Source organism: Streptomyces sp. NPDC006314, from assembly GCF_040613075.1.
Lineage (GTDB): Bacteria > Actinomycetota > Actinomycetes > Streptomycetales > Streptomycetaceae > Streptomyces.
The window spans coordinates 35,079-55,567 of the sequence record NZ_JBEXRL010000005.1 but is presented as its reverse complement, the minus strand read 5'-3'; the positions used below and the strand labels follow the sequence as shown (position 1 = coordinate 55,567).

General features: G+C 70.8%; 19 protein-coding genes and 3 pseudogenes. 8 read left to right on the top strand and 14 right to left on the bottom strand.

What is annotated here, in order from left to right:
- On the top strand, nucleotides 1–351 hold the full coding sequence (locus ABZ079_RS10625) for a hypothetical protein (protein WP_356939050.1): 351 nt from the start codon (nucleotides 1–3) through the stop codon (nucleotides 349–351).
- Nucleotides 352–493: 142 nt separating this feature from the next.
- On the opposite strand, the pseudogene ABZ079_RS10620 reads toward ABZ079_RS10625, so the two are convergent.
- The 3 genes and pseudogenes from ABZ079_RS10620 to ABZ079_RS10610 form a co-directional block, all read right to left on the bottom strand.
- A pseudogene (locus ABZ079_RS10620) lies at nucleotides 494–853 on the bottom strand (tyrosine-type recombinase/integrase); the annotation flags it as partial.
- Nucleotides 854–922: 69 nt separating this feature from the next.
- Complete coding sequence (locus ABZ079_RS10615) at nucleotides 923–1,624, bottom strand: hypothetical protein (RefSeq protein WP_356939049.1); 702 nt, start codon at nucleotides 1,622–1,624, stop codon at nucleotides 923–925.
- Between the two features lie 8 nt (nucleotides 1,625–1,632).
- Nucleotides 1,633–1,809 (bottom strand): annotated as a pseudogene (locus tag ABZ079_RS10610) (tyrosine-type recombinase/integrase); the annotation flags it as partial.
- Between the two features lie 20 nt (nucleotides 1,810–1,829).
- Here ABZ079_RS10610 and ABZ079_RS10605 point away from each other — a divergent pair.
- A pseudogene (locus tag ABZ079_RS10605) lies at nucleotides 1,830–1,948 on the top strand (DNA mismatch repair protein MutT); the annotation flags it as partial.
- 60 nt (nucleotides 1,949–2,008) lie between these two features.
- Here the strand turns inward: ABZ079_RS10605 and ABZ079_RS10600 are convergent.
- Nucleotides 2,009–3,277: a DUF5685 family protein gene (locus tag ABZ079_RS10600; RefSeq protein WP_356939048.1), complete on the bottom strand. Its 1,269-nt coding sequence runs from the start codon at nucleotides 3,275–3,277 to the stop codon at nucleotides 2,009–2,011.
- A gap of 311 nt (nucleotides 3,278–3,588) precedes the next feature.
- Between ABZ079_RS10600 and ABZ079_RS10595 the strand changes: the two genes are divergently transcribed.
- The gene (locus tag ABZ079_RS10595; protein WP_356939047.1) at nucleotides 3,589–4,026 is read left to right on the top strand and encodes a cell division protein SepF; all 438 of its coding nucleotides are present in this window, start codon (nucleotides 3,589–3,591) and stop codon (nucleotides 4,024–4,026) included.
- 36 nt (nucleotides 4,027–4,062) lie between these two features.
- Here the strand turns inward: ABZ079_RS10595 and ABZ079_RS10590 are convergent, their stop codons facing one another.
- Together ABZ079_RS10590 and ABZ079_RS10585 are read right to left on the bottom strand one after the other, a co-directional pair.
- Complete coding sequence (locus ABZ079_RS10590) at nucleotides 4,063–5,253, bottom strand: acyl-CoA dehydrogenase family protein (protein WP_356939046.1); 1,191 nt, start codon at nucleotides 5,251–5,253, stop codon at nucleotides 4,063–4,065.
- 100 nt (nucleotides 5,254–5,353) lie between these two features.
- Nucleotides 5,354–6,979 (bottom strand): MFS transporter, encoded by a 1,626-nt coding sequence (locus ABZ079_RS10585; RefSeq protein ID WP_356939045.1) that lies wholly within the window; start codon nucleotides 6,977–6,979, stop codon nucleotides 5,354–5,356.
- Between the two features lie 260 nt (nucleotides 6,980–7,239).
- Here ABZ079_RS10585 and ABZ079_RS10580 point away from each other — a divergent pair, with 260 nt between their 5' ends.
- Both ABZ079_RS10580 and ABZ079_RS10575 read left to right on the top strand, forming a co-directional pair.
- The gene (locus ABZ079_RS10580) at nucleotides 7,240–8,598 is read left to right on the top strand and encodes a glycosyltransferase family 39 protein (RefSeq protein ID WP_356939044.1); all 1,359 of its coding nucleotides are present in this window, start codon (nucleotides 7,240–7,242) and stop codon (nucleotides 8,596–8,598) included.
- 237 nt (nucleotides 8,599–8,835) lie between these two features.
- On the top strand, nucleotides 8,836–9,858 hold the full coding sequence (locus tag ABZ079_RS10575; protein WP_356939043.1) for a phosphatase PAP2 family protein: 1,023 nt from the start codon (nucleotides 8,836–8,838) through the stop codon (nucleotides 9,856–9,858).
- A gap of 112 nt (nucleotides 9,859–9,970) precedes the next feature.
- On the opposite strand, the gene ABZ079_RS10570 is transcribed toward ABZ079_RS10575, so the two are convergent.
- On the bottom strand, nucleotides 9,971–10,186 hold the full coding sequence (locus ABZ079_RS10570) for an I78 family peptidase inhibitor (protein WP_356939042.1): 216 nt from the start codon (nucleotides 10,184–10,186) through the stop codon (nucleotides 9,971–9,973).
- A gap of 458 nt (nucleotides 10,187–10,644) precedes the next feature.
- On the opposite strand from ABZ079_RS10570, the gene ctaD reads away from it, so the two are divergent.
- Entirely contained in the window at nucleotides 10,645–12,336 is a 1,692-nt protein-coding gene (gene ctaD, locus ABZ079_RS10565) for a cytochrome c oxidase subunit I (RefSeq protein ID WP_356939041.1), read from the top strand.
- Here the strand turns inward: ctaD and ABZ079_RS10560 are convergent.
- On the bottom strand, nucleotides 12,218–13,258 hold the full coding sequence (locus tag ABZ079_RS10560) for a YafY family protein (protein WP_356939040.1): 1,041 nt from the start codon (nucleotides 13,256–13,258) through the stop codon (nucleotides 12,218–12,220). The two genes, ctaD and ABZ079_RS10560, sit on opposite strands and share 119 nt — an antisense overlap.
- A gap of 79 nt (nucleotides 13,259–13,337) precedes the next feature.
- Nucleotides 13,338–14,000, bottom strand: a complete 663-nt coding sequence (locus tag ABZ079_RS10555; protein WP_356939039.1) for a transglycosylase family protein — start codon at nucleotides 13,998–14,000, stop codon at nucleotides 13,338–13,340.
- Between the two features lie 540 nt (nucleotides 14,001–14,540).
- Between ABZ079_RS10555 and ABZ079_RS10550 the strand changes: the two genes are divergently transcribed.
- Together ABZ079_RS10550 and ABZ079_RS10545 are read left to right on the top strand one after the other, a co-directional pair.
- Nucleotides 14,541–15,332, top strand: a complete 792-nt coding sequence (locus ABZ079_RS10550) for a hypothetical protein (RefSeq protein WP_356939038.1) — start codon at nucleotides 14,541–14,543, stop codon at nucleotides 15,330–15,332.
- A gap of 124 nt (nucleotides 15,333–15,456) precedes the next feature.
- A complete protein-coding gene (locus tag ABZ079_RS10545; RefSeq protein WP_356939037.1) occupies nucleotides 15,457–15,867 on the top strand; it encodes a hypothetical protein in 411 nt (136 codons plus the stop codon).
- 62 nt (nucleotides 15,868–15,929) lie between these two features.
- Here ABZ079_RS10545 and der read toward each other — a convergent pair whose 3' ends face one another.
- The 5 genes from der to aroH form a co-directional block, all read right to left on the bottom strand.
- Complete coding sequence (gene der, locus ABZ079_RS10540) at nucleotides 15,930–17,411, bottom strand: ribosome biogenesis GTPase Der (protein WP_356939036.1); 1,482 nt, start codon at nucleotides 17,409–17,411, stop codon at nucleotides 15,930–15,932.
- Nucleotides 17,412–17,479: 68 nt separating this feature from the next.
- Nucleotides 17,480–18,148 (bottom strand): lysophospholipid acyltransferase family protein, encoded by a 669-nt coding sequence (locus ABZ079_RS10535; protein WP_356939035.1) that lies wholly within the window; start codon nucleotides 18,146–18,148, stop codon nucleotides 17,480–17,482.
- The gene (gene cmk / locus ABZ079_RS10530; RefSeq protein ID WP_356939034.1) at nucleotides 18,145–18,840 is read right to left on the bottom strand and encodes a (d)CMP kinase; all 696 of its coding nucleotides are present in this window, start codon (nucleotides 18,838–18,840) and stop codon (nucleotides 18,145–18,147) included. The genes ABZ079_RS10535 and cmk overlap by 4 nt, the downstream gene beginning before the upstream one ends.
- Nucleotides 18,841–18,939: 99 nt before the next feature.
- Complete coding sequence (locus ABZ079_RS10525; RefSeq protein WP_356939033.1) at nucleotides 18,940–20,025, bottom strand: prephenate dehydrogenase; 1,086 nt, start codon at nucleotides 20,023–20,025, stop codon at nucleotides 18,940–18,942.
- Nucleotides 20,022–20,384: a chorismate mutase gene (gene aroH / locus ABZ079_RS10520; protein ID WP_356939032.1), complete on the bottom strand. Its 363-nt coding sequence runs from the start codon at nucleotides 20,382–20,384 to the stop codon at nucleotides 20,022–20,024. Before aroH ends, ABZ079_RS10525 begins: the two co-directional genes overlap by 4 nt.
- Nucleotides 20,385–20,489: the final 105 nt, after the last annotated feature.

Here is a 20,489-nt window from a genome sequence, read left to right as displayed (position 1 = left end):
ATGGACGAAGAGCAGTTTTTTCAGGGCATCCTCCAGGAATTTCCACAGCTTGAGAGCTTGTGTGCCGAGCATGTGGAGTTCTATGAGGAGTTCCTCTCCCATGTTTTCCTCGCAGACGTCGTCCGATGGACGGTGAGTTTGTTCGGCGAGGCTGGCCAGGGTTTGGCTGAGGAGGCCATCGGGCTTCGGTTGATCAACTTCATCGAGGGTGCGTACGTTCATGGCGATTGCGCAGTCAGGGAATTGATCAGGGTTTCGTTTGTTGAAAACCTGCCTTACTCTGGTCAAGAGGGTTTCCGAATTCATGAGCACTTGACGGGGAATCTCCGCAGGATATTTTCGGAGCGTTAATCCCTGCGAATGCTGCGTCGCAAGACGTGGTTGCGCAGAGCGGTTTCAGCGCAACTCAGATAGCCTCAGCAAAAATGAAGCCCCGTCAGGTGCGTCCTGGCGGGGCTTCTGCGGTGGGTGACGGCAGTAGTTGACGGCAACGTCAGCGGACGAGTGTGGTGCAGGGTGGCGGTTCGTCGCCTTCGGAGCGTGCCGTCTTGGTGTTCTCCGGGCTGTCGAGTGCGGTGCTGAGGGTGTCGATGGCCTCACCCTGGAGGCGGAGTCGGACGTGGGCGTAGACGCCGGCGGTGACGATGCGGCATGATCCAGCAGCTCCTTGATCACAAGGGAGTGGCGGTCGAGTGGCGGAGGTCGTGAAGCGGATGCGGCGGAGCCCTGCCCCGCCGAAAAGTCGGTTGAAGCGACGGGTGAGATCACTGGGGTCGAGGGGGCTGCCTGTCGCGGTGGTGAAGACGAGCCCGCGGTCCGTCCAGGCCGTTCCGGCGATCAGGCGTTCTTCCTTCGCCCCCGAGGTAGCACGGCTTGCCCTCCGGCCCGGCCCAGGGCAGCAGACGCAGCTGATCCGCCGGGCTCACCATGCCCGTACCTCCACTCCGCCGACCAGCCGGGCATCGATGTCGATGCCGTGCACGGCCAGCCGCACCACGCGTCGCCGTGCCCGTCGGCGCTGTTGCTCCCGGCGCTCGTGCGCGACCAGGTACGGGCGAACCAGCCCGATCTCCTCACCTCGCAGTACCGGGGGAGCCGATGCGCGGGACGGACACACGGTCGGCGCCTCCACACAGAGGCCGGGTGGCTGATCGGGGCTGCGATGGCGGCCCGGCGCGGGCCACAGCGGCCGCAGCAGCGGCTCGAAGATGCGGACGATACAGTGCGGCACGTCGACGCTCCTTGTCGGCGTTGGCCATGCCCCCGGACCGTTCGCCCGGTGATCCATCCAGTGATGCCCCGCCCGGGAACGGGTCCAACCGCGCGGAATGTGTACGTCCTCGGCGAGTTCAATCGCCCGCCCGAAGTCGTCCATCTCGGCGGCGATGGCCACCGCATGCACACCGACATTGGTCGGCCCCCAGGTGACGCCGAAGTCGGGCAGTTCACCCGTGACCCGGGCGAGGGCCCGGGCTTCGGCCAGGCGGGCGTCCGCATGGTTCCGGTCCTTCATCCGGCCCGCGATCACCGCAGCCCGCAACTGCATCACGCCCCGCACCGCCTCAACGCCTGCCGGACGACGCGCCTCCTGCCCGGCGAGGTCGCACAGGGCCCGGTCGATCACCCGGATGCGAGGAGTTCCTTGATCACGGCGAGGTCGACACCATGTTCCAGGAGCAGGGTAGTGGTCGAGTGGCGGAGGTCGTGGAAGCGGAAGCGCCGGAGCCTGGCCCGGTGGAGGAAGCTGCGGAAGCGGCGGGGGAGATTCGCCGGATCGAGAGGCCGTCCAGCCGGCGTGGTGAAGACGACAACGATCTGTGGGCGCTCCCCGGCGACGGTTCCACGTCTGCTTCACCGCCCGTATCGCCGGCGGCCGGCTGGAGATGTCCGACGGGTTCACCGAGCTTCGGTTCGAGCCCCGGAAGACATGGAGCAACTGCCGATGCACCTAGACAACGCGAGAAACCGTACCTGGGCTCAACCGGCTGTCGGCTGTGTGTTCGGCCGCTCAGCAACCGTCGCAAGGGCAGCAACAGTCGCAGCCGTCACAGCCGCAGTCACATCCCCCGCAGCCACCGCTCGGACAGCAGTCGCAGTACTGGCAGCAGCCGTTGCGCTTCTTCCGCGACCAGGGCCCCTCGTACTCCTCGGCGCAGCACATCTTGCAGGTGCAGCACAGCGTGAGGAACACCCCACAGCCCGCCCAGAACCCGCGCCTGCCCTTGGGCGGCAAGGGGATCGGGGGTCCGAAGCCGCCACCCCCACCGCTGTAACCGCCACTCCCGTCACCGGCGTACGGATTGTCTCCCGCGTACGGGTTCCCACCGGCGTACGGCCCGTGCGGCGCCTCCTGCCGGGGCGGCCCGTACGGCCCCGGCCCCGGTGCCGCCCCCGGCCCCGGCTGGTGCGCCGCGCACCCCGGTACCGTCCCGAACGCCCGGTCCACCGAGCGCCGCAGTTCGTGCACCAGCAGCAGATGGACCAGCTTGCCGTCGGCGAACTCCGCCTCCCGCAGCGCCAGCCGGATGCCGTGCAGGGCGTCGTCGGCCAGCCGGCGGGCCTCCGTCAGCGATGTCCCGGTGGCGGTGAGCGGGTTCCAGGCGCCTGACACGGTGTCAGCGTGCCTGTCCTCCACGGCGTCCAGCAGGTGCGCCAGCCGCCCGAACAGACGGCCCGCCTCGGCGAGCGGCTCGGCGTTGCCCGGCCGCCCCGCCAGCACGGCGGTGTACGCGAAGGCGGCCGCGGTGGCGGTCTCGGTCGGCTCGGTGACCGTGAGGATCGGGGTTCCGGGCCCGGCCAGGGTCTCCAGGCCGAGCTGCCGGTCCACGGCATCGACGAGGACACCGGTGTCGAATCCGACCGCCGATCCGCCACGCGCCCCGGCCCGCCCCCAGCCCGCCGCGACCCGGCGCGCCGCGGCCGCCACCGGCTTCCGCGCCAGCAGCCCGTCCCGGTCGGCGACATGGTCCCGCACCTTGGCCGAGGCGAGCACCAGCGAGACCGCGGCGGCGAGCCGCGCACCCTCGCCCTGCGCGACGGACGCCGTTCGCATCCCGCGCAGGGCACACGGGCCGGCCGTACGTCGCGCCCCGCTCACCACACCGGCCTGAGCCTCCGTCAAAACCGATATGAGCAATCCGTCATAGTTCGTCACGATTCGTGCGAATTGCCCGTGGTCCCGGCGCAAGGCGAGACACAGCCCGCACAAGTGGGCCATCCACTGGGTCTTGAGGTTCTCCCCGAGCCGGTGGGAGCAGGGTCTGACGATTCCGAACACGATGATCCCCCGTGCCGTGATGCGACGTTGAGCTGCGGCATCGTATCGGCCGACTGTCGGTTCGTATCAAGGTCACCGTTCACCCGTACGCACGACGCATCACCCATCCGCAGCTGACAATCATATTTCACTCACAGTCAGCAGCCGTATGAGTCACGACCCTTGGGGCACAAGGTCTCTCGACGGATCCCCCGTGCACCAGTACCGTCACAAACCCCCCGCGCGGCGTCTATCCACTTGGCGCGCCGTCCGCATCATGGATGACCATAGGGATACGGAAAGCAAGAAGACCGCTGTGAGAGGAGGCGTCCATGGGATCGGTACGCAAGGCGAGTGCGTGGCTCGGCCTCGTCGACGACAACGATGACGAGCGCTACTACGACGACGACTACTCCGAGGGCACCGAGTCCGGGGACGCCTGGGTCACGGACCCCCGGGTGAAGGTGGCCACGGACACGGCCGAGGAGAAGGGCCGCCGGATCGGCACGGTCACCCCGGACAGCTTCCGGGACGCCCGCGCCATCGGCGAGCTGTTCCGGGACGGGGTCCCGGTCATCATGAACCTCACGGCGATGGAGCCCGCCGACGCCAAGCGCGTCGTGGACTTCGCGGCGGGGCTCACCTTCGGTCTGCGGGGCACCATCGAGCGGGTCGCGAACCGCGTCTTCCTGCTGACGCCCGCGAACACGGAGATCATCAGCGGCGAGCCGGCCTCACGCCGCGAGGACGGATTCTTCAACCAGAGCTGAGGCAGGGCCGCTCACCGGCCCCGCCCCCTCGGGGGCTCACCGGAAGGCATCGAGCCCGGTGAGCGCCTTGCCCAGCACGAGCTGGTGCATCTCGACGGTGCCCTCGTAGGTGAGCACCGACTCCAGATTGGTCGCGTGCCGCATCACGGGGTATTCGAGGGAGATCCCGTTGGCGCCGAGGATCGTGCGCGCCGTACGGCAGATTTCGATGGCCTCGCGGACATTGTTGAGCTTGCCGAAGCTGACCTGCTCGGGACGCAGGCGGCCGGCGTCCATCCGGCGCCCCAGATGGTGGGCGAGCAGGATTCCCTTGTGCAGTTCGACCGCCATGTCGGCGAGCTTGGCCTGGGTGAGCTGGAAGCCGCCGATGGGCCGCCCGAACTGCTCCCGTGTCTTCGCGTACTCCACGGCCGCCTCGAAGCTGCTGCGCGCGGCGCCCATCGCGCCCCAGACGATGCCGTAGCGGGCGTGCGAGAGACAGCTGAGCGGTCCGCGCAGTCCGGTGACCTCCGGCAGGACGGCCGTCCGGGGCAGCCGTACGTCATCGAGGACGAGTTCGCTGGTGACGGAGGCGCGCAGGGACCACTTGTGCTTGATCTCGGGCGCCGAGAAGCCGGGGCTCCCGGTGGGGACGACGAAGCCGCGGATGCCCTCCTCGGTCTGCGCCCAGACGACGGCCACCCCGGCGACCGACCCGTTGGTGATCCACATCTTGCGGCCGTTGAGCACCCAGTCGTCGCCGTCACGCTTGGCGTGGGTGCGCATGGAGGCGGGGTCGGAGCCGTGGTCGGGCTCGGTCAGGCCGAAGCAGCCGATCACCTCGCCGGCGGCCATACGCGGCAGCCACTCCTGCTTCTGCTCCTCGCTGCCGAACCGGTGGATCGCGTACATGGCGAGGGAGCCCTGCACGGAGACCAGGGACCGGATGCCCGAGTCGGCCGCCTCCAGCTCCAGGCAGGCCAGCCCGTACTGCACGGCCGTCGCCCCCGTGCAGCCGTATCCGGTGAGGGACATCCCGAGGGCGCCGATGCCGCCCAGCTCCCGCGCGAGTTCCCGGATCTGCGGCAGCTCGCCCTTCTCGTACCAGTCGGCGACGTACGGCAGCACCCGGTCGGCCGCCCAGCCGCGGACGGTCTCCCGGACGGCCAGGTCCTCCGGGTCCAGCAGGTCGTCGACCCCGAGCGGGTCGGCGGCATCGAACGGGGGCAGCTTCGCGGACGCGGACATGGGACACCCTCCGGGACACGGGAACGCAGCAAAACTAGCAGCGCTAGTTACGACTCTCCAGCCGACGTTACGGCGCAGCGTTCCGCACGTCCAGAGGAGGTCAGGCGGAGACCCGCCGCTTCCCGGCCGCCGCATGCGCTTCCCGCGGCGCCGGCAGCCCCACCTCGGCCCCGGCCGGCTCCTCGCCGCACTGCATGATCCACGGCAGCCGCAGCGCCATCACCGCACCCAGCAGCAACAGCCCCGCGCTCACCAGCAGCGTCATATGCAGCCCGTGCACGAAAGAGTCCCGCGCCGCCCGGCGCAGCGCGTCACCGGCGGACCCGCCGAGGCGTCCGGCAACCTCGTAGGCCTCACCGAGCGAGTGTCCCGCCGCGTCCGACGCGGGGCGCGGAACGCCCGGCACCGACCGCAGCCCCGGCGCGTAGACCGCGTTCATCACGCTGCCGAGCAGCGCGATGCCGATGCCGGCACCGAGCTGGTACGACGTCTCGCCGATCGCCGCCGCACCGCCGGCCTGGTCCGCCGGGGCCTCGCTGAGCATCGACTCATAGGCGCCGAAGAGCGTGGTCTCCAGGCCGAAGCCCAGCAGCACGAACCCGGTCACCAGCAGCGTCGCGTTGTCGGCGCCGCCCATCGCCGTCAGGGTCAGCACCGCGGCCGCCGTCAGGCAGAAGCCGGAGCACACCATGCGGCGCGGTCCGAAGCGGCGCAGCATCCGCGCGCCCGCCAGGCCCGCCGCCATCGCGGCGATGGTCAGGGGCAGCAGCCTGAGACCGGTCTGCAGGGGCGAGAGGCCGAGCACCAGTTGCAGGTACTGGGCGGCGATCAGCTCCAGGCCGACCAGCGCGAGCATCGCCAGCACGATGCAGCCCACGGAGGTGCTGAACGCGGGCCTGCGGAACATCCGCAGGTCCACCAGCGGATGCGGGAGCCGGCGCTGGCGCCGTACGAAGAAGAAGAGGAGGGCCGCGCCCACCAGCAGCGGCAGCACGGTGAAGGGGCTCCCAGCCCCCTCGCCGCCACCGAGCCGCTTCACCCCGAGGACGACGCCGAAGAGTCCGGCCGCCGCCATCAGGGCGCCGGTCACGTCCCAGGGGCCGCTGCCGTCCCCCCGCGACTCGGGGAGCAGGATCCGGCCCACCGGCAGGCTGACCAGCATCAGCGGGATGTTGACCAGGAAGACCGCGCCCCACCAGAAGTGCTCAAGCAGGAAGCCGCCCAGCAGCGGGCCGACAGCCGCGCCGACGGCGGCTACCGCGCTCCAGATGCCGATGGCGAGCGCGCGCTCGCGCCGGTCGGGGAAGACCTGGCGGAGGATCGAGAGGGTCGCGGGCATGATCATGGCGCCGCCGACGCCGAGCAGCGCGCGGGCGAGGATCAGCGTCTGGGCGCTGGGCGCGAGGGCGGCCACGGCGGAGGCGACACCGAAGAGGGCGTAGCCGAGCAGCAGGACGCGTCTGCGGCCGACGCGGTCGCCCAGGGTACCGAAGAGGATCAGCAGCGAGGCGCAGACCAAGGGGTAGACGTCGACGATCCAGAGCAGCTCCACGGCTCCGGGCCTGAGGTCCTCGGTGACGGCGGGGACCGCCACGTGCAGCACGGTCGCGTCGAGGGCGACGAGCAGCAGGCTCACACAGAGGACGACGAGGACGACCCAGCGGTTGGCACCGGCCCCGGCCGTCCGACGGCGCGGCCGTACGGCAGCCGTGGTCGTCCCGGACATGTACGTACCTCCCAGATGATCCCTCGCGTGGGGCGGAGCGACGGGGTGGGGACTCCCTGTCGTACGGCCGGAGAGGAGCGGTGTCTCCGGCCCGCGCAAACCCACGCGGGTGACTCGTCAGCGTACGCGAGTTCACCGCGCGGACACGTGGCGGACCTCTCACACGTGTGACGGAACCCGTGTGGCGTACGCCACGTCGCCCCTTCCCGAGCATGACCCGGCGACCGGTGCGGTTCCCCGCCCGGTCGATAATCGAGCCCGTGACCGCTCTTGAAACGCGCGTGGCCCCCTCCCGCGTCCCCCTCCCGCGCCGGGCGGTGCCGGCCCTCCTCGGCTACGCGGCGGTCCGCGTCCTGGGGCTGCTCGTGCTGGCGGCATGGAGCGCCGCGCGCGGCAAGAGCGCGTACACGCTGCTGACCGCGCGCTGGGACTCGCTGTGGTACGCCCGGGTCGCCGGGCCGGGGTACGGCCACGAGGTGCGGCTGCCGAACGGGGACGTCCACTCCGATCTGGCGTTCTTCCCGCTGCTGCCATGGCTGGAGCGGCTGCTGCACGCGGTCGCACCGCTGTCGTACGCGGACGCCGGTTTCGTCGTCAGCCTGCTCGCCTCACTGGCCGCCGCGGCGGGGATCTTCGCGGTCGCCGACCGGGTGTACGGGTTCCGGGCGGGCATCTGTGCGGTGCTGCTCTGGGCGGTGCTGCCGGTCGGAATCGTGCAGTCGATGGCGTACAGCGAGTCGTTGTTCACGGCACTGGCGGCCTGGTCGCTGTACGCGGTGCTGACCGGGCGGTGGGTGAGCGCGGGTCTGCTGGCGTCGCTCGCGGGGCTGACCCGGCCGGTCGGGGCGGCGGTGGTCGCGGCGGTGTGGGTGGCGGGCGTGGCCTCGTTCGTGCGGGACCGAAGCGCGCACGGCACGCACGGCGCGCGTCACGACGAACACGCCCCGGCGCAGGAGCGCAACGCACACTCGGGGAGCGAGGAGGCAACGGGCAGCGCTCATCAGAAGGCGTACGCCCCCCAGGCACCGGAAGCCCCCTCGCTCGCCTCGGGCACATACGTTCCCTGCACCCCACCTGTCCCCCCACCCGCCCCCGGCGCACGCCCCACCCCGCACGCCCCCTGCTGGCGCCGCGCCCTCGGGCTGGCGCTCGCTCCGCTCGGTACCGCCGGTTATGTCCTCTGGGTCGGCCGTCACACCGGCAAGGGGCCGCTCGGATACCTGGACGTCCAGGCCGGATGGCGCAATGGCTTCGACGGCGGGTACGCCTTCGCCCGCTTCGTGGCCGACAAGTTCACCTCCTTCCCGGCCGCCTTCGCCGGCGCCGGACTGGTCACCGGGGTCGCTCTGCTGATCTGGCTGTACGTCACCGGTGTCCGCGGACGTCAGCCGGTCGAACTGCTGGTGTACACGGGTGTCGTGCTCGCGCTCGCCCTGTGCGCCTCGAGCTACTTCGGTTCCAAGCCGCGGCTGCTGATGCCCGCCTTCCCGGTGCTGCTGCCGCTCGCCTGTGCCCTCGCCCGGCTGCGCACGTCCCGATCCGTGCCGGTGGTGGCGGGGTTGGCGGTCGCGTCGGCGGTCTACGGGGCGTTCTGGCTGAACGGCTCCGGTCCACCGTGATCGATTTCGCCGCCCGATGACGCTCCGGAGAATTCCGCACCAGGACCGGGTTAACGCATTCATAAGCGCCATATAAACAACACCCGGCATGATCAGAGGAATTGAGGAGAGGGGCGTCGCAGGATTGCGGAATCCCGGTAATTCGTACCGGCCTTGAGAGGTTTCCCACATCACATCGTCATCACAAAGCCCCTGTTTCGACCGGGACCCCAGCTCACTCGCTGTAACGTCGATTGGGTGCGTACCGAACGAAACCTCACCCGGCGTCTGGACCGGGTGTTCGCCAGGCTGGACCGTGAGCCGGAACGACCGGCCCACATCGATGTGCCGAGGATGAGCCGGCACCGGGTCGTTCTGTTCTCCGCGACCCTGGCTTTCTACCTGGCGATCGTGTGGGCCGTGGTGACCACCTCCTGGCTGGTCCGGCTGGACTGGCAGGTCATGTTCTTCCGGCCGTACCAGCAGTGGCCGCAGATCCACGCGTTCCTCGACTACTACGTGGTGCTCGGCCAGCGTGGCCCCACCGCCGTGATGGTCGCCGCCTGGCTCGGCTGGCGCTCCTGGCGGCAGCACACCCTCCGCCCGCTGCTGACCCTGGCCGCCTCGCTGCTGCTGCTGAACATCACGGTCGGCGCCGCCAAGATCGGCATGGGGCGGCTCGGTCCGCACTACGCGACCGTGATCGGCTCGAACGAGATGGGTCTCGGCGGCGATATATTCCCCAGCGGCCACACCGCCAACGCCGTGGTGACCTGGGGCATCCTGGCCTATCTGGCCTCCACTGCGAGAGCGCGCCGCTGGCTGTCGGCGCTGTCGGCGGTCACCTCGCTCGGCGTCGGCCTCACCACCGTCTACCTCGGTACGCACTGGCTGAGCGACGTACTGCTGGGCTGGGCCGCCGGCCTGCTGATCCTGCTGGCCCTGCCGTGGTTCGAGCCGCTGATCGCCAGGGCGGAGGGATGGCTCTTCGACCTGCGCGACCGCTGGCGCGACCGCCGCAGCCGGCCCGTCGCCGAACCGCTCGTCCCCGTCACACCGGTGGTGCTCAAGCCGCGCGGCGTGCCCCCCGAGGCGGCACCGGTACGCGAGCCGGTCTCCTTGACGCGCGTCTCCCGGGGCCCGATACACCTGGCTCCCGGACCGCACACGACCCGCTCCGAACGCACCCCGGTCACCCCCGTGGGCAGCCGTCGCCCACCGCACGCCGACCGCCTCCCGCGCGGCACGTCCCAGCCGGCCCGCCCCCTGACAGGCGGCTGACGGCGGGAGAGGCAGCGGGCCCCGGTACGCACAGCCGGCCCGCGCCACGACGAAGGCCCCGTCTCCCTCCCGGGAGCGGGGCCTTCGTCGCGCACACGCCCGAGTGCGGCGGTCAGCCCTTCCAGGCGCGGGCCACCCGGCCGTCCCGCACCTCGAAGTTCAGCCGCCCGACCCGGTACTCCATGGTGATGATCGCGCCCGGCGGCAGCGACCGTACCGTCGACCACCCCCGCTGCCGGGCGAGCCGCTCGGCGTGCGCGGCGTCGAGGCCGACGTACCCGTCCGGACTGTCCTGGGGCTCCGCTGGCGGAGTGGGAATCGGTGCCATGCCGCCACGCTAGGCCGCATCCGGCGGCGACGGAAGCCGGGCACGGCCGGGTAAGAGAAGCATCCGCCCCCGGTCACACTTCTGTCACAGCTTCCCGGCCCTCTTTCCGCCGCCATGTCATCAACTGCCGTCGAAGCGCCGTCACACGTACGGGGGTTTCCGTACGGCTTACCGGGGTAATCGAACAGAATTCACGCGTGTCGGAGTGCCTCCTCGAATTGCCCGGCGGAAAGTGCCGCAGTGGGGATCGGGGCGGGCCCGGGGCGCGATTCCCCCGGCAATCCGGTGCGGTGTCCCGGCAGCTGACGCCGCAGAGGAATTTCACGGATTCAGCACACCACCGCCGTACGCCACCTGCCGGAGCCCACGGCCCCGCGAGCATCCTGACGGCGCTCGCGAGGAGGCGTGGTGCGGGCTGTGGCGGTCCCGGGCGCGACGAGCGAAGGGGCGAGCGAGCGATGGGGACCCAGACCCTAGGGGCGGCGGCACGACCGGTGCGGGGCAGCCGGGGCGGCCGGCTGGTCGTCGACTGGCTCACCACCACCGACCACAAGAAGATCGGCCATCTGTACCTGGTCACGGCGTTCGGCTTCTTCCTGGCCGGAGGGATCATGGCGCTGCTGATGCGGGCCGAACTGGCCCGGCCGGGACTGCAGCTCCTGGACAACAACCAGTTCAACCAGTTGTTCACCCTGCACGGCACGATCATGCTGCTGCTGTTCGCGACCCCCAGCTTCGCGGGCTTCGCCAACGAGCTGATGCCGTTGCAGATCGGCGCCCCGGACGTGGCCTTCCCGCGGCTGAACATGCTGTCGTACTGGTTGTTCGCCTTCGGCGGGCTGATCGTGCTGGGCTCGCTGCTGATGCCCGACGGGCCGGCCGCCTTCGGCTGGTTCGCCTACGCGCCGCTCAACGACACCGCGCACTCCCCCGGCATCGGTCCGGACCTGTGGATCACGGGGCTGGCGCTGGCGGGCTTCGGGACGATCCTCGGCGCGGTCAACTTCATCACCACGATCATCGGGATGCGCGCGCCGGGCATGACGATGTTCCGGATGCCGATCTTCACCTGGAACACGCTGTTCACGTCGATCCTGATCCTGATGGCGTTCCCGGTGCTGGCGGCGGCGCTGCTGGTGCTGGAGTCGGACCGGCGCTTCGGCTCGCAGGTGTTCCAGGCGGGCAACGGCGGGGCGCTGTTGTGGCAGCACCTGTTCTGGTTCTTCGGGCACCCCGAGGTGTACATCATCGCGCTGCCGTTCTTCGGGATCGTCACGGAGATCATTCCGGTGTTCAGCCGCAAGCCGATCTTCGGTTATCTGACGCTGATCGGCGCGACCATGGCCATCACCGGTCTGTCGATCGTGGTGTGGGCGCACCACATGTTCGCGACCGGCGCGGTGCTGCTGCCGTTCTTCTCCTTTATGTCGTTCCTGATCGCGGTGCCGACGGGCGTGAAGTTCTTCAACTGGACCGGCACGATGATCAAGGGCTCGCTGTCCTTCGAGACGCCGATGCTGTGGGCACTGGGCTTCCTGGTGACGTTCCTGTTCGGCGGGCTGACCGGAGTGATCCTTGCGTCGCCGCCGATGGACTTCCACGTCACGGACTCGTACTTCGTCGTCGCGCACTTCCACTACGTCGTCTTCGGCACGGTCGTCTTCGCGGTCTTCGGCGGCTTCTTCTTCTGGTGGCCGAAGTTCACCGGGAAGATGCTCGACGAGCGGCTCGGGAAGATCCAGTTCTGGACGTTGTTCGTGGGCTTCCACACCACGTTCCTGGTGCAGCACTGGCTGGGCGCCGAGGGCATGCCCCGCCGGTACGCCGACTACCTGGCGGCCGACGGCTTCACCACGCTCAACACGGTCTCGTCGATCGGCGCCTTCCTGCTCGGCCTGTCGACGCTGCCGTTCCTGTACAACGTCTGGAAGACCGCCCAGCACGGCGAGAAGGTCGGGACCGACGACCCCTGGGGCTACGGCCGTTCCCTGGAGTGGGCGACCTCCTGCCCACCGCCCCGGCACAACTTCGTCACCCTGCCCCGGATCCGCTCGGAGTCCCCGGCGTTCGACCTGCACCACCCGGAGTACGCGGGCCAGGCTCCCCAGCCCGAGCCAGAGCGGCATCAAGCCGATCGCGAATCCTCCTGACCGCCTCGGTCAGCTCGGCGGGCTCCAGCACCTCGAAGGGAAAGCCCAGCATCATGATGTGCACGACCATCATGTCCGGGCTCGTGGCCCCGCTGCGCAGGATGCACGCCTCCTCCCCGTCGGCCTCCAGCGTCCCGGCGGACAGTGAGATCCGCTCGGCGGCCTGGTGCAGCGGCACCAGCAGCCGGACGGCGGAGTGCGTGGCGTACGCGCGCGTGGAGACGCCCTTCGACACATAGGCGGCGAGGTCCTCGGCGGGAGGCTCCCGCGGGGTGAAGCGCGGGCCGTGCGGGGGCGTGGGGGTGATGCGGTCGACGCGGAAGGTCCGCCAGTCCGCCCGGTCGACGTCCCAGGCGACCAGGTACCAGCGCCGCTCGGTGCACACCAGCCGGTAGGGCTCGACGGTACGGCGGCTCGATGTGCCCTCGTGGCTCTCGTACGCGAACCGCAGCCGCTCGGCGTCCCGGCACAGGTGGGCGAGTTCCGTGAGCACGGCCGGGTCGACGCGGGCCACCGGCGGGCCGCCGCGCAGCATCGGCACGGTGAAGGCGTTGAGGGCGCTCACCCGGCGGCGCAGCCGGCCGGGCAGCACCTGCTCCAGCTTGGCGAGGGCGCGTACGGAGGTCTCCCCGATGCCCTCGATGCCGTGCCCGGCGGCGGTGCGCAGGCCCACGGCCACCGCGACGGCCTCGTCGTCGTCCAGCAGCAGCGGCGGGAGTTCGGCGCCCGCGCCCAGCTGGTAGCCGCCGCCGGTCCCGGGCCTGGCGTTGACCGGGTAGCCCAGCTCGCGCAGCCGGTCCACGTCCCGGCGGACCGTGCGCGCCGTGACGCCGAGCTGTTCGGCGAGTTCGGCGCCGGACCACTCACGGTGGGCCTGGAACAGCGAGAGCAGGCGCAGCAGTCGTGCCGAGGTCTCCAACATGGGCCCGAGTCTGCCAGCGGATGCGGACAGCCGCTGTCCTCGTCGGAACAGCGGCTGTCCGGTGCTGGACGACCGTCGCTCAGAGTGTCAGGCGCTGGCCGGGCACGATCAGGTCGGGATCCCCGCCGATGACGGCCTTGTTGGCGGCGTAGACCCGCTGCCAGGTGGTCCCGTGCCGGGCCGCGATGATGCTCAGTGTGTCGCCCTCACGGACCGTGTAGTCACCGCGGGAGGCACTGCGGTCGGCGTGTACCGGGGGGCGTGGTGGCGTCTTCGCCGGTGCGGACTTCGTCGTCACGCCCTTCGACGCGGTGCCGCCGGAAGAGCCCGTGGAAGTCGCCGCAGGTGCCGCACCGGAAGCTCCGGCGCGGGCCGAACAGACCGGCCAGGCGCCCCAGCCCTGGGCCTGCTGGACCTTGGTGGCGACGGCGATCTGCGCGCTCCTGGAGGCCTGGTCGGCCGTCGGGGCGTAGGCGGTGCCGCCGTACGCGCGCCAGGTGCCGGCGGAGAACTGGAGTCCGCCGTAGTAGCCGTTGCCGGTGTTGATGTGCCAGTTGCCGCCGCTCTCGCACTGGGCGATGCGGTCCCACACTCCGTTGTCCGCCGCGGTGGCGTTGCCGGTCGCGGCCAGCAGTCCCAGCGGGGCCAGCAGAGCGGCCCCGGCGAGCGCGGCCGCCGTACGGCCCTTGCGGGCGCTGTCGGGACGGGCGGTGGTGCGGGTGGTATCGGCACACTCGGACATGTGATTCCCTCTCCACGAACCCGGGCTCCCCCAGGCGGAACGCGCCTCGCCGCGGATGACCGCGGTTCCTCGCGTCCGCCCCGTCCACCGCGACCGGAGTCGGCGATCGTGCTCTGCCTTGCCGGCCGGCGAACGTACCCGAGCGGTGCTCGTTGCACACGGCGGAGGAATGTAAGGAGGGGGAGCGGCCGGAATCAACCAACCGCTCGTCCCTCCAGGCCAGTTGCCGGTTACCGCGAGTATCGACGATTTTCGGCCACCCATTTCATCCAGCGATTTCAGTATTTGTCGACCAACGGGTCAAGCGATCTGTGACCCACTTCACGCACTCAAGTCCCTTGACCGGCAAGGTAGTTGACGGTGAGTTGCCAGTGCCGCACCGAAGGTGACGCTGTGCGGTGGAAGGTTCGAACCGGATCGGTTCGGGGCGTGACTCCCACCACAGGACGTCCGTTGTCTTCTTCATGAGCCCGGAACCCCGGGGCTCATCGGACGGGAGCCACCCGGCCGACCCAGCACCGCATCCCGAGGGAGCCACCCGTGCCGCGCATGCTCGACGTCAGTGACGCCGTACGCGCCGAGATCGGCGACGAAGAAGCCGACCGGCTGCTCGCCGGAGAGAACGCCCCGGGCAGTTACGACTGCACGTCCTGTCGCACCCCGGGCGACTCCGAGCAGGAGCGCACCAGCACCGTTCTGTTCGTCGGCGACGAGACCGCCGTCCTCGCCTTCGCCCACGCCGGCTGCCTGCCCTCGCAGGTCGTCCAGGTCACCGAGGAGCAGTTGCAGGGTGCCGTCCGATCCATCGGCGGCGCCGGCGGTGACTTCGCCGGCGCCGCCCCGCCGAAGGCCGTGCCCGAGCAGGCGGTGCTCGGTGTGACGAGCGGACTCGTCCTGATCGAGGGCGAGTTGCACCCCGCGCTCGTGGTCGAGCCGACCTCGCCGATCGTGCGCCCGGGCACCACCGGGGCCGGTGACGACTTCCTCCCGCTGCTCATCGAGCAGGGTTACACGCCGGTGACCGATCTGGCCTCGGTGCCGCCGGTGCTGCACGGCTGGTCGGTACTGCTCGCGGTGGGCCAGCTGCATGCGGTGCTCCAGCCGAGCGCCCACGGGGGACAGTCGGTCGCCTGGTGGCAGGCGCATCAGCCGCTGCAGGTGACGGACGGCTGGCGGGCGGCGGCCAACAAGCACCAGCAGGTGCTGCTGTTCGCGGCGCCGGTGGGATCGATCGGGCGGCAGCCGCGGGAGGATCTGCTGCGGGACGCACTGGACAGGGCGGCGGCGAACGGCATGCTGGTGGCCGCGGCACTTCCTCTCGCCGGTACGTGAGTTCACCTGTCGGGGGGCTGCGCGTAGGCGGGCGGTTGCGGGTTCGCCGTGGCCCTTCGCGCAGTTCCCCGCGCCCCTGACGCGGTGACCGCATCTCTTCGGGGCCCCGGTCGTTTGGACATACGTGCACGCATACGACACTCCTTCTCCCCGCCGGTCCGCCTTCTCCTCCGTGCCGTCCGCCAGGTCGGCACACGAGTCTTCGGACGGGCCATCGGCCACGCCGATCTACGACACGCTCTACGCGGAGTGGGTCAGGACCTTCCGTACGCTGCCGGGTGACCGCAGCGGTGAGGAGGACCTGCGGTTCAGCGCCTTCGGGGATATCCCGGACGGTGCCGAGTCGTACGGCGGGCATCGGGCGGGGTCGTTCAGCAGCTCGTACGGCGCCTACAGCGCCGGGGCGTACAGCGCGCGACAGCAGTCGCCCTCGCAGTGGCAGCGGGTCGGCACGCTCGGGCGGCAGCAGGACACCGGGATGCACCATGTCCCGGCGGCGCTGCCGCTGCCGCCGGGACCGCGCCGGGGTGCCTGACGGACAAACGTGAAGGGCGGCCTCCCGGAGAACCGGAGGCCGCCCTTCACGTCGTACGGCTGTTACTTCTTCTTGGCGCCGCGCTTCTCGCGCACCCGCACCGAGATGTGGATCGGGGTGCCCGCGAAGCCGAACTCCTCGCGCAGCCGGCGCTCGATGAAGCGGCGGTAGCCCGCCTCGATGAAGCCGGAGGCGAAGAGCACGAACCGCGGGGGCTTGGTGCCGGCCTGGGTCCCGAAGAGGATACGCGGCTGCTTGCCGCCCCGGACCGGGTGCGGGTGGGCCGAGACCAGCTCGCCGAGGAAGGCGTTGAGGCGGCCGGTGGGGACGCGGGTCTCCCAGCCGGCGAGGGCGGTCTCGATCGCCGGGACCAGCTTCTCCATGTGACGGCCGGTGCGGGCCGAGACGTTGACGCGGGGCGCCCAGGCGACCTGGCCCAGCTCGGTCTCGATCTCCCGCTCCAGGTAGTAGCGGCGCTCCTCGTCGAGGGTGTCCCACTTGTTGTAGGCGATGACCAGCGCGCGGCCCGCCTCGACGGCCATGGTGATGATCCGCTGGTCCTGCACGGAGATGTTCTCGGAGGCGTCGATCAGGACGACCGCGACCTCGGCCTTCTCCACGGCGGCGGCCGTGCGCAGGGAGGCGTAGTAGTCGGCGCCCTGCTGCAGGTGGACGCGCTTGCGGATGCCGGCGGTGTCGACGAACTTCCACGTCGTGCCACCGAGTTCGATCATCTCGTCGACCGGGTCGCGGGTGGTGCCCGCCATCTCGTTGACGACGACGCGCTCCTCGCCGGCCACCTTGTTCAGCAGCGAGGACTTGCCCACGTTCGGGCGGCCGATCAGCGCGATGCGGCGCGGGCCGCCGACGCCGGTGCCGAAGCTCTGCTCGGGCGCGTCCGGCAGCGCGTCCAGGACGGAGTCCAGCATGTCGCCGGTGCCGCGGCCGTGCAGGGCCGAGACGGGGTGCGGCTCACCGAGGCCGAGGTTCCACAGGTAGGCAGCGTCGGCCTCACCGCTCGGGCCGTCGACCTTGTTGGCGCACAGCACGACCGGCTTGCCGGCCTTGCGCAGCAGCCGTACGACCGCCTCGTCGGTGTCGGTCGCGCCCACCTTGGCGTCCACGACGAAGACGACCGCGTCGGCCGCCTCGATCGCGTACTCGGCCTGGGCGGCCACGGAGGCGTCGATACCGAGGACGTCCTGCTCCCAGCCACCGGTGTCGACGACCTTGAAACGGCGGCCGGCCCACTCGGCCTCGTAGGTGACGCGGTCGCGGGTGACGCCCGGCTTGTCCTCGACGACCGCCTCGCGGCGGCCGATGATCCGGTTCACCAGGGTCGACTTACCGACATTGGGGCGGCCGACGACGGCGAGCACGGGCAGCGGGCCGTGACCCGCCGCCTCGATGGCTCCCTCGACGTCCTCGATGTCGAAGCCCTCTTCCGCGGCGAGCTCCATGAACTCCGCGTACTCGACGTCGCCGAGAGCCCCGTGCTCGTACTGGTGCTCGGCCGGGCCGTCGGGCTGGATGTCGTCGTTCATGAAGTGCGTACCTCGTCGTTCATTCGTGGTGGTCGGTGGATCGGTCCGGTTTTCTCCCGGCTGATCCACTACTCAAGTGTCGCCCGGCGCCCGGTCAGGCGCCTGGCGTTTTCCAGGTGGCTGGTGAGCTGCTTCTGGATGCGCTCGGTCGCCTCGTCCAGCGCCTTGCGCGTGCGCCGCCCGCTGCCGTCGCCCGCGTCGAAGGGGTCGCCGAAGACGACGTCCACGCGGGAGCGCAGCGGGGGCAGCGCCTTTATCAACCGTCCGGGCCGCCGGGAGCTTCCCAGTACGGCGATGGGCACGATCGGCGCCCCGCTACGGACCGCGAAGTAGGCGAGCCCGGCGCGCAGGGAGGCGAAGTCGCCTTCGCCCCGGGTGCCCTCCGGGAAGATGCCCAGCACTCCCCCGGCCGCGAGCACGCCGAGGGCCTGGGTGATGGCGGTGCGGTCGGCGGAGGCGCGGTCCACCTTCAGCTGCCCGATGCCGGTCAGGAAGGGGTCCAGCGGGCCGACGAACGCCTCCTTTTTGATCAGGAAGTGTGTCGGCCGCGGCGCCACGCCCATGACCATCGGGCCATCGATGTTGTGGGAGTGGTTCACGGCGAAGATCACCGGGCCGGTCGCGGGCACCTTCCAGGCGCCGAACACACGCGGCTTCCACAGCCCGTACATCAGGCCGACGCCGATGCGCCGACCGACCTCGGCACCCCGCTCCGAGGGGAGGGACGGCTGGGTCACTTCCCGGCCCGCTTCTCCTCGACCAGGGTGACGACGCACTCGATGACCTGGGCGAGGGTCAGCTCGGTGGTGTCCACCTCGACCGCGTCGTCGGCCTTGGCCAGCGGCGAGGTCTTGCGGCTGGAGTCGGCCGCGTCCCGCTTGATCAGTGCCTCACGGGTGGCGTGGATGTCGGCGCCCTTCAGCTCGCCGCTGCGGCGGGCCGCCCGGGCCTCCGGGGAGGCGGTGAGGAAGATCTTCAGGTCGGCGTCCGGCAGCACGGTCGTACCGATGTCACGGCCCTCGACCACGATGCCGTTCTCCGCGCCGGTGGCCAGCGAGCGCTGCAGCTCGGTGATCCGGGCGCGCACCTCGGGCACCGCGCTGACCGCGCTGACCTTGGAGGTGACCTCCTGGGTGCGGATCGGACCGGCCACGTCCACGCCGTCGACCGTGATGGCCGGGGCGGCCGGGTCGGTGCCGGAGACGATCTCCGGCTTGCCGGCGACGGCGGCGATGGCGGTCGGGTCGTCGAGGTCTATGCCGTTGTTCACCATCCACCAGGTGATCGCCCGGTACTGGGCACCGGTGTCGAGGTAGCTCAGGCCGAGCTGCGCGGCCACGGCCTTCGACGTGCTCGACTTGCCCGTGCCGGAGGGACCGTCGATGGCGACGATCACGGGCTTGGCGGTCGGGGCGGCGCCGTTTTCCACGGGAGGGCACCTTCCTGGTGAAGGGTGGTGGGCGGGGTGTGGGACGCGAGGGCGCCCCGCACAAGGTTACTGGCTCGCGGGAGGCGCCCTCGCCGTGCATTACTGCCGCAGGGCCCAGCCCCGCTCGCGCAGCGCCTCCTTCAGGACCGGTGCGCCCTCCGGCTCCACCATCAGCTGCACCAGACCGGCCTGCTGCCCGGTCGCGTGCTCGATCCGTACATCCTCGACGTTGACGCCGGCCCGGCCCGCGTCCGCGAAGATCCGCGCCAGCTGGCCGGGCTGGTCGTCGATGAGCACGGCGACGGTCTCGTACACGCGCGGCGCGGTGCCGTGCTTTCCGGGTACCCGCACCTGTCCCAGGTTCCCGCGGCGCAGCACGTCCTCGATGCCGGCGCTGCCCTCGTTCCGCTTGGCCTCGTCGGAGGACTGCAGGGCGCGCAGGGCCCGCACGGTCTCGTCGAGGTCGGCGGCGACGTCGGAGAGCAGGTCGGCGACCGGGCCCGGGTTCGCGGACAGGATGTCGATCCACATGCGCGGGTCGGAGGCGGCGATCCGGGTCACGTCCCGGATGCCCTGTCCGCACAGCCGTACGGCCGCCTCCTCGGCGTGCTCCAGGCGTGCGGCGACCATGCTGGAGACCAGGTGGGGCATGTGGGAGACCAGGGCGACGGCGCGGTCGTGGGCGTCGGCGTCCATCACGACCGGGACGGCCCGGCAGTGCGAGACCAGTTCCAGGGCGAGGTTCAGCACCTCGGTGTCGGTGTCCCGGCTCGGGGTGAGCACCCAGGGGCGGCCCTCGAAGAGGTCCCCGGTCGCGGCCAGCGGGCCGGACTTCTCGCGGCCGGACATGGGGTGCGTGCCGATGTACGCCGTGAGGTCCAGGCCGAGCTCCTCCAGCTCGCGCCGCGGGGCGCCCTTGACGCTGGCCACGTCCAGGTAGCCGCGGGCCAGGCCCCGGCTCATGGCGTCGGCGAGCACGCCGGCCACGTGCGCGGGCGGGGCGGCCACGATCGCCAGGTCGACGGGGCCCTCGGGGGCCTCGTCGGTGCCGGCTCCCAGCGCGGCGGCCGTACGGGCCTGCTCGGGGTCGTGGTCGGCGAGGTGCACGGTGACCCCGCGCTGGGTGAGGGCGAGGGCGGCGGAGGTGCCGATCAGGCCGGTTCCGATGACGAGGGCGGTTCTCACTGGGCGATGTCCTTGCGCAGGGCGGCCGCGGCGCCGAGGTAGACGTGGGCGATGTCGGCGCGGGGCCGGTCCGACTCGATATGGGCGAGGACGCGCACGACCCGTGGCAGGGCGCCCTCGATGTCGAGCTCCTGGGCGCAGATCAGGGGGACGTCGACGATGCCGAGCTTGCGGGCGGCGGCGGCCGGGAAGTCGCTGTGCAGGTCGGGGGTGGCCGTGAACCAGATGCTGATCAGGTCGTCGGTGGTCAGCCCGTTCCGTTCCAGGATGGCGGTGAGCAGCGCCCCGACCTGCTCGTCCATGTGTCCGGCCTCGTCCCGATCCAGTTGGACGGCCCCCCGGACCGCTCGTACCGCCACGGCGCTGCTCCTCGCTGACATGTGTGTCTGTGCTGGCCCGTCCAGCGTAGTCAGCCCGCGCGGCCGGGGCGCGCGGCGCCCGATCACTGAGACGATGCGAACGTA